The sequence below is a fragment of the Nonomuraea sp. NPDC052129 genome (assembly GCF_040680095.1).
GTDB lineage: Bacteria > Actinomycetota > Actinomycetes > Streptosporangiales > Streptosporangiaceae > Nonomuraea.
In genome coordinates, this window is the sequence record NZ_JBFAVX010000037.1 from 100,480 (window position 1) to 115,565 (window position 15,086).

Consider the following 15,086-nt stretch of genomic DNA (forward strand, 5'->3'; position numbering starts at 1 on the left):
ATCGCGTCCCGTGCTTTCGGTTAATTTATGGCGGATTATCAGGATTGGATTAGTCGGTCTGGTCCTTGCGGCGGCTGTCGCGGGCCTAGTGCTCGGCGACGCCTGGCTTTGGGCGGCAGTCGAATGGTCGCCGCCGGCCTACGCGGAGTTCTACATGCGCGGCGGGTTCGACACCCCGACGACTGTGGTGCTGCTCGTGGCCGCCCTGGTGAAGGCCGTGCTCCTGTGGCTGATCCTGCGTGCCCCCGCACCCGGACCGCTGAACCGCCGGGCAAAGGCGCTGCGCCGGCTGCTGTATCTCGCGGTCGCGTACAGCCTCGTGCTGTGGTTCCCGATCGCGCTGCTCCCCGACGCGGTCAACAATGTGATCTGGATCGTTGCCCGTCCAAGGCTCACCAGCGGCCATTCTCGGTGCCTCCGTCTAAATCCGAGACCGTCAGCTCCGGCGATTGCCCCGGGGCTCGTATTCTTCCAGCTGCAATAGGGAGAGCGTTTCTACGGGCACCCTACCGAGCGAAGAGATCAGCGAGTTGACGCTGTCGACAGCCGACCTCACAGTATCGGATCATGAAGCCATGTCGGAACAGATCCCCGCCCACCTTGACGGCATCGGCCAGGGCTGGCATCCGCTGCTGCAACGCCTGCACGAGGAACTGCTGGCCGTAAGCCCCGGCTACAGCGTCCAACAGGTCAAGGAGAAGTACGGCACCTTACGCGTCTACCTCCTCACCGGCCTGTTGCGCCACCTGCACCAGGGGGGCGACAAGTGGCCCGAACCACATGAGGCGGAACGCTACAAGCGGGAGGACGACGCGGCGACACTCCTCGTACACGCCGCTGAACAGGAGTCGGCCAGGATCTGTGAGTACTGCGGTAATCCCGGCCAGGCCAGGAAACGCCCCTGGATCAAAACCCTGTGCGACGATTGCGACGCCTGTCGCTGAGACTGTGAGCGTTTTCGCGGCAGCCACCCCCTGCCATTACGAGGGCTTCGTCAGGTTCAGCACTCCGACCGTCTGGCCCCCGCTCTTCTCACCTGTGAGCTGAAACCCGAGCTTCTGGTAGAAGCCTTCGGGGCTGCCCGTTCCCGGTTCCCACGTCACATACATCTGCGTGCCACCACGACGCCTGACTTCGCCCGCCACTGATTCGACGGCGAAGCGGCCGACTCCCTGCCCTTGTGCGTCGGGTGTGACGTTGAGGCGCCACAAGCCGGACCGGAAGTCGACTCCCTTGCCGTCCCAGTCGATATCGAAGAAGGCCATGAGGAAGCCGACCGGACGGTCGCCGTCGAGGATGAGGCGTGGCCAGGCCACGTTCGGGTGGACGTACGCCTCGGCCAGCGACTTCACCACAGGTGAGACGAAGTGTTCTTGTTCGGGGCGGACTTTCACGGCAATGGCCGTCTCAATGTTGGCGGGGGTGATAGGCGCGAGGCGGAGGCTTTTAGGCATGCGAGAACCATATGAGTTGGTCACGCATGAAGAGTTAGGATTCGGGCCATGCCTCTAACGGTGATTGACGTGGACCGGTTCGAGCTGTCGAGGCCCCGTCTGGAGGCCATCGCCTACCGTCTCCTCGGCTCCGCGGACGAGGCAGAGGACGTCGTGCAGGAGACGTTCCTGCGCTGGCAGGCCGCCGACCTCGACCGCGTCGAGGTCCCCGAGGCTTGGCTGACGAAAGTACTCACCAACCTGTGCCTCAACCAGCTCACCTCCGCGCGGGCGCGCCGTGAGACCTACGTGGGCCAATGGCTTCCCGAGCCGCTGCTCGCCGGGGACCTGATGCTCGGCCCGGCCGACACCGCTGAGCAGCGCGAATCGGTCTCGTACGCGGTCCTCACCCTCATGGAGCGCCTGTCCCCCAACGAACGGGCCGTGTACGTGCTGCGGGAGGCCTTCGACTACCCGCACCGGGAGATCGCCGAGATCCTCGACATCACCGAGGCGGCCAGCCAGCAGATCTTTCACCGTGCCAAGAAGCATGTCGCGTACGGCAAAGCCCGCACCGAGATCGACGAGGCCGCCGCCCGGCGGATCGTCGAGGAGTTCCTCGCGGCCGCCACCAGTGGCCAGACCGATGAGCTCGTACGCCTGCTCACCAAGGACGCCATCTCCATCGGTGACGGCGGAGGGAAGGTTCCGGCACGCACCAAGGCGTTCGAGGGAGCCGTCGCGGTCGCGAAGTTCGTGTGGGGCATGTTCAAGCCCGCCGAGGCCAAGCGCGCCGTCGTCGGCGGCTCGCCCGAGATATACGCCTGGACCGCCAATGGCGAACCCGCCGTTGTGGCCGTCGTGGCGGGCCGGGTCGTCGCCGTCATGTGCCTGGAGGTCACCGCCGAGGGCATCACCGCCTGCCGTACCCAGGCGAACCCCGACAAGCTCGAACGCGCGACCGAGCAATGGGCGGCGGCCAGCCATGGAGAGCCCCTGCTCGTGATGTGACGTGTCTCACACCGCGTTCCTGTCAGGAAACGGCGGGCCATCCGGTTCAAGTGGCACATCCGAACCGGACAGGAGCCTGAAATGCAGCATCGTGTCATCGTTCTCGGAGCCGGATACGCCGGAGCCAGCGCCGCCGGCCGCCTCGCCAAGCGGCTGCGCCGCGAGGACGTCGCCATCACCCTCGTCAACGCCGAGCCCGACTTCGTGGAACGCGTCCGCAATCACCAGCTCGCGACCGGCCAGGACCTCAGGCCCCGGCCGCTCAGCGAGATCTTCGCCGGCACCGGCGTCGAACTGAGGCTCGCGAAGGTCACCGGCGTCGACGTCGACCGCAAGACCGTCACCATCACCGGTGCGAATGGTGCCGAAGAACTGGCGTACGACACCCTCGTGTACGCCCTCGGCAGCGACTGGAACAGCCAAGGCGTACTCGGGACCGCCGAGCACGCGTACCACCTCGCCAGTCGTACCGGAGCACTCCGGCTACGCGAGCGCCTGGCGGGCCTCGACGCCGGGCAGGCCGTGGTGGTGGTCGGCGGCGGCCTCACCGGCGTGGAGGCCGCCACCGAGATCGCCGAGGCCCGCCCGGACCTCAACGTCGCCCTGGCCGTCAGCGGCGGCCTCGGCGACTGGCTCTCACCCAAGGGGCGTGAGCACGTAAGGAAGGTCTTCGGCAGGCTCGGCATCACCGCGTACGAGCACGCCGCCATCAGCGGCGTCGAAGCCGACCACGTCACCACCGCCGACGGCAAGGTCATCCCCGCCGCGGTCACCGTATGGACCGCCGGTTTCGCGGTCCACCCGATCGCGAAGGCGACATCCCTGGAGGTCTCCGGCGCCGGCCAGATCGTGGTCGACCGGACCATGCGCTCGGTTTCCCACCCCGATGTGTACGCCGTCGGCGACGCGGCCATGGCGATGGGCGCCGGAGACAAGCCGCTCCGGATGTCGTGCGCCTCGGGAATCCCAGTCGCCTGGCTGGCCGCCGACGCCATCGCGGCGCGCCTGACCGGCCGGAAGGTCCCGAACAAGACGATCGGCTACTTCAATCTGTGCGTCTCACTGGGCCGCAAGGAGGGCCTGATCCAGTACGTCACAGCCGACGACCGTGCCAAGCAGGCGGTCCTGACCGGCCGACTGGCCGCCGCGTACAAGGAACTGATCTGCAAGAGCGCCGCATGGAGCGTCGCCAACCCGACACTTGGGATGCCGACCCGGCCCAACCGCGTTAAGCGTGAGCAGACGCTGATGCGGGAGACCGCATGAACATCGTCGTGGACGACCTTTCCGGCACGCGGTTCGGGCGGGTCGACGGCGGACGGCTGGAAGGTCGTCGGTTGATGTGGCATTTAGGCGCGCGGGGGCTCACCCCCACGGAGGGTGACCCGCTACCGTGCCGGCCACCAGGCGAAGCGCTCAGGCCGGCGGGCCCGCATCACGCGCCGCCCGTCGGGTGCTCACCACGTTCCGCCCATGCCAGACGAGTACGAAGCACGCGAGTATCACAGCGGCCCCGTCGGCGCCTCCCAGGATCATGCTCCGAACCAGGTCGTAGCCGCTCACCGCGGCGCGGTCGGTCACCGCCCCGGCGGCGGCACCGGCGATCGCGGCCACCGTTACCATGGCCAGCACCCCGCCGCGCACCCGGCCCGCCACCCCGGGCAGCCGTTCCGACCGGACCCCAGCGCCGCCACCACCGTCACGGGCGCCGGCCGCGGCGCGACGGGCACCCGGGCGCGCAGCCCGGCCGGGGCCAACGCGACCAGCGGCGCCCGGAGCACCTGGTGAAACAGCGCCAGCAGTACCGCGCCCGATGGCACCCCCAGCAGCAGCACTCCCCACCATGCGTGCGTGCTCACCGACGAGAACGGCAGCGGCAGGTAGTACGGCAGATCAGGTATGACCGCCCCGACCGTCAGCGCCGACGGCGGTAACCACCGCCGCATCGGCAGGATCGCGGCGACATGGCTCAGGGTGAACGGCACACGCCATTATCGGCCCTCGCCGTCCGGATGATGATCTATATCGACGGCGCCGGCGGTCAGGGTCGGCGTGGATCATCGCCGCATGCGCAGGATGCGGGGAGAGGCGCCCAGCTCACGGCGGCACGCCTTGTTGAACGCCTGCAGGTCCGCGATCCCCACTGCCGCGGCGATCGCGGGGATCGCCAGCGTCGACTCGCGCAGCAAGTGCAGCGCCCGCGACAGCCGGCGGCGCCGGATGTAGGCCACCACCGTGTCACCGCTCTGGGCGCGGAACAGCCGGGTGAGGTGGTTGTGCGAAACCCCGGCGGCCCTGGCGACGTCCGGTACGGTCAGCGGTGTGGCCAGGTTCGCCTCGATGTACTCGATCGCCGCGGCCACCACGGCGGGCCGGCTGCCGACCACGGGCAGGCTCGCCACCCGCCAGAGCACCGACCACACCTCGGCCGACGCCCTGGCCGGAGTGCCGGGGACGGCCGCGATGGCCTGGCGCAGCGCTGCGCCGATGACCGGGGCCTGGTCGCCGGCGTCCCGCATGACCGTCACAGTGCGGCGCTCGTCCTCGCCGGGCAGGCGGAAGTGCGCGTACAGGTGCTCTGATCTGCCCCGATAGTGGTAGTGCACCTCGGCGCCAGGCGGGATCAGGCTCACGTGTCCCGGCTTGATGGCGTGCGTGGTGTTTTCCAGGACGAGTTCGGCCGCGTAGCCGTACAGGTGGAGTTGCCACAGGTCGGGCAGCCGAAATACGTCGTGGAGGCCGACGACGCCGTGCACGCCCACTCCCGCCCCGGCCACCACGGGCGGCTCGGAGAGCGCGATCGTCAGGTGACGCACAGCGCATGTCTACCCCAGTGGGGGAAAATCAACCAGTAGATGAGGATTACAACCCACGACACGGCGAGTGTCCGATTCTAGCTTTGAGGCATGAGAACCACTTTGCTCACCTCCGCGCAGGTAGCCGGCTTCGTGGCCGCCGGTTACCTGCGGCTCGACGGAGTCGTCCCGGACGAGCTCAACGACCAGGCGATCGACGTACTGGAGGCGGGAATCCCGCGCCTGCCGTACGGGACCCCGATCGACAAGGCATTCCCCGAGGGGACGTTCGCCCGCCGCCTCATTGAGCTGCCCCAGGTCGCCGGGGCCCTGCACTCCCTCGTCGGGCCCGGCCCGACCGTCGACCACCACGCCGTGCACATCCGCGAGCCGTACAACGGACAGGCCCAGCCGCTGCACGCCGACGCCATCATCGACACCCGTGTGGACGCCTTCGACGTACAGCTCATGTACTACCCCCGCGAGGTCACCGCGGACATGGGCGGCACCCTCGTGGTGCCCGGCAGCCACCTGCGCCGCGTCAACGAGAGCGACACCGGCCGCTACCAGAACCTGCTCGGCCAGACCCGGCTGACCTGCCCCGCCGGGACGGTGATGCTGCTGCACCACGGCATCTGGCACGGTGGCCGGCGCAACGACAGCGCAGTCCGGCGGTACATGTTCAAGATCCGGTTCAACCCCACCGTCCCGCAGGTGCTCCTGTGGGACACCTCCGACCTCGCCGACCCCGCCGTCCTCGGCGAGCTGGGCAGGCGTTTCCCCTGGTACGAGCAGGCGACCGGCCGGCTGGAGTTCCACAATCGGGCACTGCTGTGGCGCGCCATGACCGCGGATCCCTCGTTCGACATCGACTACTGGATCACGCGTGTGAACAACCGCCCCGGGAGGGTCGCATGAAGCAAGAAGTGCTCGTTCTCTACTTGGCCACCTCCGCCCTCGACGCGCCGGTGGTGGGATGGTCCCGCTACGACGGCACCGGGCGTACCGATCCGACGGCGGGCGACGGGGACGAACCGCCGTACGAGACGGGGGTGGACGCGCTGCGCGACGGTTGGCGGCTGTTCCAGGCATCGCAGCTGATCCCGCCGTACCCAGGGCACGAATACGACACGTCGTTTCTCAAGCACGAGTTCTTCTTCGAAAAACTGTCCTGATGGTTGCTTCCCGCTTCGCAGTCGTCGTCAGCGGGCGGGAAGCACCGGTCGCCATCTCCAGCGCCCGCCCCATCCGCACGATGGCGTCCCGCACTGCGATCGGTGGTTCCTCTAGCCCACAATATAGTATTGAATAATACTATCGCGAATGATATGGTTGTGGGCGTAACGGAAAGAGAAAGGTCACCGACCGGCACGGCGCCACCGCCCAGCAGATCGCCATGGTGAGAGAGGGGCGGAGCATGAGGGTTACATCGTCGGTGGGCTTGCGCGACCGGCCCCGTCCCGTGGCGGTGGCGGTCGGGGTGATCGCCTATGTCCCAGTACGCGCGGCTCTGCAGGCAGGGGCGGCCAGCGTGGTGGTGCTGTCGACCGGACCGGCGAGTCCGCTGAGCCCGACCATCCCTCCCGGCCAATCCCACCGGCTGATCGAGACCGCTTGCCGCGAAGCGGGCCGCTTTCTCGACGGGCTGCGCATCAGTGGGTCCGGCCTGTATCGGGCTGCTCCGGCCTGCCGGGGCGAGGCACACGCCGCCTCCGCGTCGGGGGTAGGCCGGTGAGCACCATCGCGTTCCTCAACATCGCCATGCATGGGCACATCAACCCGACGCTGCCGGTCGTGGCCGAGCTTGTCCGCCGTGGCCACTCCGTCACCTATCACACCTCGCCCGCGTTCTCGAAGGAGATCGAGGCCACCGGTGCGACCGTGTACCTCTACCCCGGGGGCGATCAACCGCTCCCCGATCCGCCGATACCGCTCACGATGCTGGACGGGCTCGCGCGCACCGCCGTCGGTCTGCTGCCGCCGGTGCTTTCCGAGCTGCGTCACATCCGGCCTGACCTGATCGTCCACGGCTCCGCCTGCCCCTGGGGCGCGGTCGCCGCCCGCGAACTCGCGGTGCCGGCGGCAGCGTTGTTCACCACGTTCGCGTTCAACCGGTCTGCGCCCAGCCCCACCGCCGCCTCGTGGGAGCTGCTGGCCGCGGCGGCGACCCGGCCCCGCTATGGCGGGGGCTACCTGCGGTCGCGGTGGGAGTTGTCCCGCCGGTACGACACCCGTGGGTTGCCGCTGGTAGATCTGGCGAACGTACGGCAGCCGCTCAACCTGGTCTTCACCTCGCGCGCGTTCCAGCCCGGCGTCGACGCCTTCGACCATTCGTACCAGTTCGTCGGCCCGAGCATTGGCGTACGCCCACTCGACCCGTCGTTCCCGGCCGACAGCCTGCGAGATCCGGTGCTGTACGCCTCGGTGGGCACGGTGTTGAAAGCCGCCCCCCGGTTGCTGCGCGACTTCGCCACCGCGCTGGCGCCACTGGGCGGCACCGTGATCATCTCCACCGGAGAGACTGATCCGGCCGCGCTGGGTCCGCTGCCGGACAACGTGCGGGCTCGCCGCTTCGTACCGCAACTTGAAGTGCTGGCCCGTGCCGCGCTGTTCGTCTCTCACGGGGGGATGAACAGTGCCAACGAGGCCCTGTACGTCGGGGTTCCGATGCTGGTGGTCCCGCAGGGCGCGGATCAGCCCCTCGTGGCCCGGCGGGTGGTCGAACTCGGCGCCGGGCTGTCGATCCGTCCCCAGGACGCCGCGGCGGGATCCGTGAACGCCCTCGCCCGTCGCCTGCTCGACGAGCCACGCTTCCGGACCGCGGCGGCCGGCTTGCGGATCGACCAGCGCGGGGCCGGCGGCTATCTGCGCGCCGCCGACGAACTCGAGCGCTACCTGCACCGGGCCGGCCGGGGCAGCCGACCGGACCCGGCGGATTCGACACGGGAGCGCTGAGCGATGTCACCCGTCGTTGTCGTCCTGCTGCTGTTCGCCGGGCTGTCCGAGGCCGTCGGGCGGTTCCTGCCCCTGGTGTCTCGCCGGCCCGGCGTGTCGCGGCCTCATGCGGTCCTGCTCATGCTGACCGACGCCGTGGTCGAGGGCGCCGCGTTCGCTCTGTGGCCGCTGACCGCGTGGACCCTCGCCGAGCTGGTGCTGTCCGCTCCATTGTCAGCCGTTGCCGCGTTGACCTGGACACCCGGCCTGGTCGCTCCACTGCTTCTCGCCGCCGTCCTCGCGTTCCCGCTGCTCGGGCCCCTGCTGCACCTGCTGCTCCTCGTGGAGGTCGGGGCCGGCCTCGTCGCCCCGCTCGCCGCCACGACGGGGCTGGGCTGGTGGGCTGCCGCAGGTTGCGTGGCCGTCGCCGGCGTCGGACTGGCCGCCGCCATCGAGCTTGTGCGGCGCCTGGTCGTGCGGATCAACGCCAGCGCGGCGCAGGAGCCGGCCACGTGATCGAGATCCCGCTTCTTGTCCTGCTGCTCGGTCCGGTCCTGCTCGCCGAAGCTCTGCTCGCCCGCTACGAGGTCACGGCCTACACCGCCGGTTGGCGTACTCCTGCCACCGAGCTACCGCAGGACATGCCCTATGCCCGAGGTGCGGAGCCCGACCGTCCGCCGGACGCCTACCTGGTCTATCTGGACGGCATCGGAAAACGTCGCTTCCGCGACACCCGCGACGGGGGCCAGCTGGTCCAAGCCCTGATCGCCGGTGCGCCGGAGCTGCGGGTGCTGGGTCAGGTGCAGCCCTACTCTCCACTGGCGGACCCGCTCGCCGACCGGCCTGTGTGGGCGTGGCTCCGTCACCGCGCCGGGCTCCTGCTGTTCCTGCACAACGTCATGCAGATCTTCGTGGCCGCCGACCACAGGTACCGTCCCCTGTACAACCGCGCCGTTGGCACCCAGATCGTCAACCAGCTGCGCCGGGCGGGCTACCAGCCCGGCAGCGGCATACCTGTGGTGCTGCTCAGTTACAGTGGTGGCGCCCAGGTCGCCACCGGCGCGGTCGAAGAACTGCACACCCGGCTGCGTGCACCGCTCCTGCTGATCACCATCGGTGGGTTCCACAACGGCGCCAACGATCTCACCAACGCCGATCACCTGCATCAGCTCACCAGCGCGAGCGACTGGATCGAGCGGGTCGGCACCTGGATCTTCCCTCAGCGTTGGCGGCTGTTCCGCCGCAGCGGATGGAACCGGGCCGCCCGCGCCGGAAAGATCACCGTACACAGGCTTGACCCGGCCACCCACATGGGGCGGAGCAGCTACATCAGCCCAGAGCCGCAGTTGCCCGATGGCCGCAGCTTCCTCGATTGCACCGCCGACACTGTGATCGCCCTCATCCGGCGCGCCTGCCTTGCAGGAACAGTGAGTTAGGGTGACCCGCGTGAGCCCACGTGAGGTGGCAGTAGGCCGATTATCGAGCCTGCTCGCTCGTGCCCGATCGGCGGCACTTGCCGGGAAGATGGGTGAGCGCCCCGCACCACTCGCCGAAGTGGCCGCTCTGCTGCTCGTGATCCTGCTCTTCGCATGGCTTCATACCGCCGTCGGGAAGGACGTCGCAGCCGCCACCGCCAACGCTCTGGCCGTGCAGTCCATAGAGCGGGCAGTCCATCTGGACATCGCGCTGAGGGCCAACCAGTGGCTGACCGAGCATCCGGCCCTCATCCAGCCGGCGGTGTACTACTACCGCCTGTACTACCTCGCGATCATCGGTGTGCTGGTGTGGGTCTTCGTCCGGCATGCCGAGGTCTACGTCAAGGTTCGGCGGACCCTCGTCACGATGCTCGTTCTCGTGCTGCCCGTTTACTGGGCGCTGCCCATGTCGCCCCCACGGTTCGCCTTGCCGGGCGTCGTCGACATCATCGCCGAGTACGACATCCTGGGCGGCCATGCCTCACGAGAGATCGCGAACGGCCAGAACCTGACAGCGATGCCCAGCATGCACGTGGGGTGGTCGCTGTGGTGCGCGTACGCCGTGTGGTGCGCGCTGCGGGCCTCCCATCCGCAATGGGCGTTGCTGCCATGGATCTTTCCGCTGGGCATGATGGCCGTGGTGCTCGTCACGGGGAACCACTATGTGCTCGACATCGCCGGAAGCGTCGTGTTGCTGGCCGTCTCCATCGCTGTCGTATCAGCGTGGAACCACCTCGCCGAGCGCCGGCGTACTCGGGATTGCGGCGGTACGGGGACAATGGCGCGATGACGACGCGGTACCGCTGCGCGCGATGCGGACAGCCGATGACTTCCGCTCGATGTGGGACACACTCGAACGGCTCCGGCTGGAAACGGTACTCCAGCTGACGGTCCGGTGGGGTTACGCTGCCCACCCTCGCCGGCGACCAGCCCGCCCCCTGCTCGGCACTCGCTGGAGCAGGCCGGGACTGGAGTGAATACGTAGCGGTATGAACGACGCCGAGGTCAGCGTCCGGTGAGGCCGTCGAGCATCAGGTTGAGGGTGAACTCGAAATGCTCGTGCCCGGTGCCGGCGGTCAGTTCGGCCGCGTGCCGCCTGGTGTTGGGGAATCGGTCCTCGGGCAGGGCGGCGAAGCGGCTCAGCAGTTCGTCGCGGGACAGGACCCACTCATCGTCGGCGTCTTCCCCGTTAGCTCCGGTGTTGTCGCTCCGCCGTGTGGTGCGCAGGGAGGCTTCCAGGCTGTAGGCGTTGACGTACAGGGTCAGGGCGTCGCTGGCCCAGGCCGCGGTCTGCGGCTGCACGCCGCCGGCGAGGAGGATCGAAAACATCCCCTCGCCGACGCGCAGGGTTTCCAGGTTCGTCGGTACGACGGCCAGGGCGGCGCGGGAGATGCCGGGATATTTCAGGTATTGGTCGCGCATCTGCGCGCACACGCCGATGATCTGCTCCCGCCAGGTGGCCGGGTCGGGCTCGGGGAGGACCAGTGCGGCGCTGAGGCGGCCGATGAGCAGGTCGTCCAGGTCGGTCTTGTTGACCACGTGGAAGTACAGCGACGCGGGCCCGGTCTTGAGAGCGGTGGCCACACGCCGCATGGTCAGCGCTTCGTATCCCTCGGCCGCCACGATGCCCAGCGCCGTGTCGACGATCAGGTCGACGGTGATCGGCTGCTTGCGGCGGGCGGGCGCGGCAGTGCGGGCGGCGGTGTCCTGGTCGGTGGGCTGCTGATGCCGGGCCGCGCGCCGCTGCTCGGGAGTGGACCTCATGGAGTCACCTTACCAGCGAATAGAACACCTTTCCATTTGAATGGAGCAGTGTTCTATAGTAGAACAGTGTTCCATGGATATAGATGAGCGCACTCCACCTGCGACGACGCTGAGCCTGCGGCACGCGTGGGCCGTCCTGGCCGTCGTCTTCATCGCCGACGTCATGGACCTGATCGACTCCAGCGTCGCCAATCTGGCCGGGCCCTCCATCCGCGCCGACCTCGGCGGCGGCCCGGTAACCCTGCAATGGGTGCTCACCGGCTACACCGCGGCCTTCGCCCTCGGCCTGGTCACCTCCGGGCGTCTGGGCGACCTGCTCGGCCGCCGCCGGCTGTTCCTGATCGGTATGACCGGCTTCACCCTGGCCTCGCTGGCCTGCGGCTTGGCCCCGGATGTGGCGTTCCTGATCGTCGCCCGCATCCTGCAGGGCCTGTTCGGATCCGTCATGATCCCGCAGGGCCTGGCCCTGGTGAAGGTCGTCTTTCCGCCCGAGCACCTACGCAAGGCCCTGATCCCGTTCGGCCCGGTGATGGGCCTGGCCACCGTGGCCGGGCCGATTTTGGCGGGCTGGCTGCTGCATATGGACCTGTTCGGCAGTCAGTGGCGGTCCATCTTCCTGATCAACGTCCCGATCGGCGTCATCGCCGCCGCGCTCGGCTGGCGTGTCCTGCCCCGCCGTGGCGGCGAGGACGCCACCGTCCGCCTCGACCTCACCGGTGTCGCCCTGCTCACCGCCGCCTCGGCCCTGCTCATCATTCCGCTCGTCCAAGGTCGCGAGCTCGGCTGGCCCGTGTGGACGTACGCCATGATGATCGCCGCCGCCGTCGCCCTGGCCCTGTTCGTCTTCTCCGAACGCCGCAGCCGACACCCGCTCATCACGCCCTCGCTGTTCCGCAAGCGCAGCTTCGTCGTCGGCCTGGTGATCACCGGCGGGTTCTTCGCCTCACTGGGCGGCTTCACCCTGGTCATCAACCTGCTGCTCCAGCTCGGCATGCGCTGGACACCCATCCACGCGGGGCTCACCCTGATCCCCTGGGCCCTCGGCACGGCCATCGCCGTCGGCCTGGCCGGCGCCTTCCTCGCCGAGAAACTCGGCCGCGCCACCCTGCAGATCGGCCTCGCCCTCGCCGTCACCGGACTGCTCGCCCTGTGGTGGACCGTCGCGCACTTCGGCACCGCGATCACCTCATGGAACCTGGCCCCGGCACTGCTGATCACCGGCTTCGGCTCCGGCCTGATCTTCGTCCCGCTGGTCGACTACATCCTCGGCGACGCCACCCCCGAAGAGGCCGGTACTGGCGCGGGCATGCTCAACGCGGTCCAGCAGTTCGCCGGAGCCCTCGGCGTCGCCGCACTCGGCACGGTCTTCTTCGCCCGCGTCGGCCACCCCACCACTGGCTCCTACACCGCCGCCGCCGAACTCGTCTTCGCCATCGCGGCCGCCCTCTACTTCCTCACGCTCCTCCTGGTCAGCCTGCTCCCCAAACACGCCCAACAGGCCCACGGCTGAGCCACGCAACCTTTCCCGCTTCGAAGTCCTGATGGACATCCGGATGCCTGGGACCGACGGCCTGGCCGCCACCGAGGCCATCCGCCGGCTCGCCGGACCACCTGCCGTCATCGTGCTCATCACCTTCGACACCGACGAGCACGTCTTCACCGCCCTGGAGACCGGGGTCTGCGGTTTCCTGCTCAAGGACACCTCGACGCAGGACCTGATCCGGGCCGATCGAAGTAAGTGCCGGTCATAGGACTGGTCGAGGCAGAGTCAGCCCTGTTGAGCCCTCTCTGGCTCTCCTGCGTCCGGTGGCTATAACGGAGCGGCATTGATCTTCGTCGTGACGCCCCGGGGGACAACGTGATGACCCATCTAGGACGAATGGCCGCCGGTGTGGGCCTGCTCGCCGCCCTGTGCGTGCCGGGGCAGGCGGTCGCCGATCCCGAACCGCCCCCAGCAGGGGCGGCGCCGCCGGCGATGGACCTGGTGCTGGACGGCGATTCGCTCTCTCTGCACGACTCCTTCGCGATCCTCGAAGGCCGTCCCGTCGTCGTGCGGCTCGCGGCGGACGCGTGGGCCCACATGAACCAGACGCGAACCGGAGCGCTGGCCGCCCTGGACGACCAGCGGGTGTACGGGTGGAACCAGGCGCTCGGACCGCTGAAGGACCGTCCGCTGACGGCCGAGCAGGCGGAGCAGTTCCAGCGCAACGTGCTGCGCTCCCACGCCGCGGGCGTCGGGGAGCCGCTGCCCGACAACGTGGTCAGACTAGCCCTGATCCTCAAGGCGAACCAGCTGGCCAGAGGAACGGTCGGCGTGCGCCCCGAGGTGCCCCAGCGGCTGCTGGCCATGGTCAACGCCGGAGTCATACCGCGAATGCCGCAAATCGGCTCGCTGGGCACCGGAGACCTGCAGCCGCAGGCGGCAGCGGGACTGGCGGCGATAGGCGAGGACGCGCCGGTGCGCTACCGGGGTGAGGAAGGACCCGCCTCCGAGCTGCTGCCGAAGGCCGGGCTGGCCCGCGACTTCACCTTGCAGGCCGGGGAAGCGCTGCCGATCATCAGCGGCAGCACCGTCCTGGCCGCCACGCTGATGGACGCCGTACACCGGGCCACCGTACTCGCCGACCAGGCAGAGGGCGCCTTCGCCCTGTTCATGGAGGCGACCAGGGCCGAGCAGGGATCGCTGGACGCGCGTACCCACAAAGAACGCCGCATCCCCGAGCAGAACGCGATCGCGGCGCGTCTGCGCGCGATGGTGGCGGGCTCGGGCTGGATGACGGAAGAGGGCCGCCGGCGCCTCGATCCGGCGGACTACCACCCGCGGGTCCAGGACGCGGTGTCGGTGCGGGCGGCGCCGCACATCATGGCCGGGCTGCGGCAGGTGCTCGCCGACACGCGCCGGGCCCTGGTACGGGAGGCCAACGCTTCGACCTCCAACCCGCTGATCTTCAAGCGCGATCAAGGGCCGGGGTACGAGTTCGTGATGGGCGGCAACTGGGACGGCTCCGTCATGGGGCACCTCGCCGACACCGTGAACGCGGAGATCACCGACATCGGGGTGCTGTCGCAGGAACTGTCGGGGCGGCTGCTGTCCCCCAGATGGAGCTACGGCCTGCCGGCCAATCTCGCCGGCGGGACGGTCGGCCTGAACTCCGGAATGGTGCAGGTGCAGACGGTGGCCGCCGCGCTGATCCCGGAGATGCAGGCCAGGGCCACACCCGCGGGCACCCTGTCCCGGCCGGTCAAGGATGGGCAGGAGGACCACAACACGATGGCGATGGCCTCGGTCCGGCACCTGCACGAGAACCTCGACCGGCTGGAAATCGTCCTGGCGGTCCAGTACCTGATGTCCGCTCAGGGAATCGACCTCATCGCGCAGCAGATGTCCGGCCTGCCGCTCGGCACCGGCACGCGGACCCTGCTGGCGGAGCTCAGGGAGTACATCACGCCCCTGGGTGATGACCGCTATCTCACTCCTGACCTGGACCGGGCCATCTGGCTGGTGCACAACCAGCACCTGGTGCCGTACGTCGCGGGATGATACGAGTGGCGCGACTCTTTCTTCTCCTGTTGCCGGATCAGGTGCGGAAGCTGTTCCTCACAACGACCGGCTACGGACCCCGAAAACGGTACTGTCACTGGCCCAAACAGCGGTCCCCGCGAGGTCACCCTCC

Annotated in this window: 19 protein-coding genes; 14 read left to right on the top strand and 5 right to left on the bottom strand. The window is 68.8% G+C overall.

Features of this window, described 5'->3' with window-relative positions; translation table 11 throughout:
- Positions 1–88 precede the first annotated feature (88 nt).
- The gene (locus tag AB0L53_RS48815) at positions 89–484 is read left to right on the top strand and encodes a hypothetical protein (RefSeq protein WP_364010498.1); all 396 of its coding nucleotides are present in this window, start codon (positions 89–91) and stop codon (positions 482–484) included.
- 91 nt (positions 485–575) lie between these two features.
- Positions 576–944 (top strand): hypothetical protein, encoded by a 369-nt coding sequence (locus tag AB0L53_RS48820; RefSeq protein ID WP_357954927.1) that lies wholly within the window; start codon positions 576–578, stop codon positions 942–944.
- A gap of 36 nt (positions 945–980) precedes the next feature.
- Here the strand turns inward: AB0L53_RS48820 and AB0L53_RS48825 are convergent, their stop codons facing one another.
- Positions 981–1,454, bottom strand: a complete 474-nt coding sequence (locus AB0L53_RS48825) for a GNAT family N-acetyltransferase (RefSeq protein ID WP_364010502.1) — start codon at positions 1,452–1,454, stop codon at positions 981–983.
- A 48-nt stretch (positions 1,455–1,502) separates the two neighbouring features.
- Here AB0L53_RS48825 and AB0L53_RS48830 point away from each other — a divergent pair, with 48 nt between their 5' ends.
- Positions 1,503–2,444: an RNA polymerase sigma-70 factor gene (locus AB0L53_RS48830; RefSeq protein ID WP_364010505.1), complete on the top strand. Its 942-nt coding sequence runs from the start codon at positions 1,503–1,505 to the stop codon at positions 2,442–2,444.
- 81 nt (positions 2,445–2,525) lie between these two features.
- Entirely contained in the window at positions 2,526–3,710 is a 1,185-nt protein-coding gene (locus AB0L53_RS48835) for an FAD-dependent oxidoreductase (RefSeq protein ID WP_364010508.1), read from the top strand.
- Positions 3,711–3,860: 150 nt separating this feature from the next.
- Here AB0L53_RS48835 and AB0L53_RS48840 read toward each other — a convergent pair whose 3' ends face one another.
- From AB0L53_RS48840 to AB0L53_RS48850, 3 genes are all read right to left on the bottom strand, one after another.
- Positions 3,861–4,067 carry a hypothetical protein gene (locus tag AB0L53_RS48840; protein WP_364010511.1) on the bottom strand — a complete coding sequence of 69 codons (207 nt, stop codon included), beginning with the start codon at positions 4,065–4,067 and terminating at the stop codon, positions 3,861–3,863.
- Positions 4,061–4,429, bottom strand: a complete 369-nt coding sequence (locus AB0L53_RS48845; RefSeq protein WP_364010514.1) for a DUF4184 family protein — start codon at positions 4,427–4,429, stop codon at positions 4,061–4,063. The genes AB0L53_RS48840 and AB0L53_RS48845 overlap by 7 nt, the downstream gene beginning before the upstream one ends.
- Before the next feature lie 72 nt (positions 4,430–4,501).
- Positions 4,502–5,260 carry a helix-turn-helix transcriptional regulator gene (locus tag AB0L53_RS48850; protein ID WP_364010517.1) on the bottom strand — a complete coding sequence of 253 codons (759 nt, stop codon included), beginning with the start codon at positions 5,258–5,260 and terminating at the stop codon, positions 4,502–4,504.
- A gap of 90 nt (positions 5,261–5,350) precedes the next feature.
- On the opposite strand from AB0L53_RS48850, the gene AB0L53_RS48855 reads away from it, so the two are divergent.
- From AB0L53_RS48855 to AB0L53_RS48885, 7 genes are all read left to right on the top strand, one after another.
- Complete coding sequence (locus tag AB0L53_RS48855) at positions 5,351–6,157, top strand: phytanoyl-CoA dioxygenase family protein (RefSeq protein WP_364010520.1); 807 nt, start codon at positions 5,351–5,353, stop codon at positions 6,155–6,157.
- Positions 6,154–6,414, top strand: a complete 261-nt coding sequence (locus tag AB0L53_RS48860) for a hypothetical protein (RefSeq protein ID WP_358553954.1) — start codon at positions 6,154–6,156, stop codon at positions 6,412–6,414. The genes AB0L53_RS48855 and AB0L53_RS48860 overlap by 4 nt, the downstream gene beginning before the upstream one ends.
- A 242-nt stretch (positions 6,415–6,656) precedes the next feature.
- On the top strand, positions 6,657–6,974 hold the full coding sequence (locus tag AB0L53_RS48865; protein WP_364010523.1) for a hypothetical protein: 318 nt from the start codon (positions 6,657–6,659) through the stop codon (positions 6,972–6,974).
- Complete coding sequence (locus AB0L53_RS48870; protein WP_364010526.1) at positions 6,971–8,194, top strand: macrolide family glycosyltransferase; 1,224 nt, start codon at positions 6,971–6,973, stop codon at positions 8,192–8,194. Before AB0L53_RS48865 ends, AB0L53_RS48870 begins: the two co-directional genes overlap by 4 nt.
- Positions 8,195–8,197: 3 nt before the next feature.
- Positions 8,198–8,689, top strand: coding sequence for a hypothetical protein (locus tag AB0L53_RS48875; RefSeq protein ID WP_364010529.1), 492 nt, complete (start codon positions 8,198–8,200; stop codon positions 8,687–8,689).
- Complete coding sequence (locus tag AB0L53_RS48880) at positions 8,686–9,609, top strand: hypothetical protein (protein ID WP_364010532.1); 924 nt, start codon at positions 8,686–8,688, stop codon at positions 9,607–9,609. The genes AB0L53_RS48875 and AB0L53_RS48880 overlap by 4 nt, the downstream gene beginning before the upstream one ends.
- A gap of 10 nt (positions 9,610–9,619) precedes the next feature.
- Positions 9,620–10,438, top strand: a complete 819-nt coding sequence (locus AB0L53_RS48885; RefSeq protein ID WP_364010534.1) for a phosphatase PAP2 family protein — start codon at positions 9,620–9,622, stop codon at positions 10,436–10,438.
- Positions 10,439–10,653: 215 nt separating this feature from the next.
- On the opposite strand, the gene AB0L53_RS48890 is transcribed toward AB0L53_RS48885, so the two are convergent.
- Positions 10,654–11,412 carry a TetR/AcrR family transcriptional regulator gene (locus AB0L53_RS48890; RefSeq protein WP_364010537.1) on the bottom strand — a complete coding sequence of 253 codons (759 nt, stop codon included), beginning with the start codon at positions 11,410–11,412 and terminating at the stop codon, positions 10,654–10,656.
- A gap of 73 nt (positions 11,413–11,485) precedes the next feature.
- On the opposite strand from AB0L53_RS48890, the gene AB0L53_RS48895 reads away from it, so the two are divergent.
- The 3 genes from AB0L53_RS48895 (at position 11,486) to AB0L53_RS48905 (ending at position 14,953) form a co-directional block, all read left to right on the top strand.
- Entirely contained in the window at positions 11,486–12,922 is a 1,437-nt protein-coding gene (locus tag AB0L53_RS48895; RefSeq protein ID WP_364010540.1) for an MFS transporter, read from the top strand.
- A 31-nt stretch (positions 12,923–12,953) separates the two neighbouring features.
- Complete coding sequence (locus tag AB0L53_RS48900) at positions 12,954–13,163, top strand: response regulator transcription factor (RefSeq protein WP_364010543.1); 210 nt, start codon at positions 12,954–12,956, stop codon at positions 13,161–13,163.
- Between the two features lie 110 nt (positions 13,164–13,273).
- A complete protein-coding gene (locus AB0L53_RS48905; protein WP_364010546.1) occupies positions 13,274–14,953 on the top strand; it encodes an aromatic amino acid ammonia-lyase in 1,680 nt (559 codons plus the stop codon).
- The last annotated feature ends 133 nt before the right edge of the window (positions 14,954–15,086 follow it).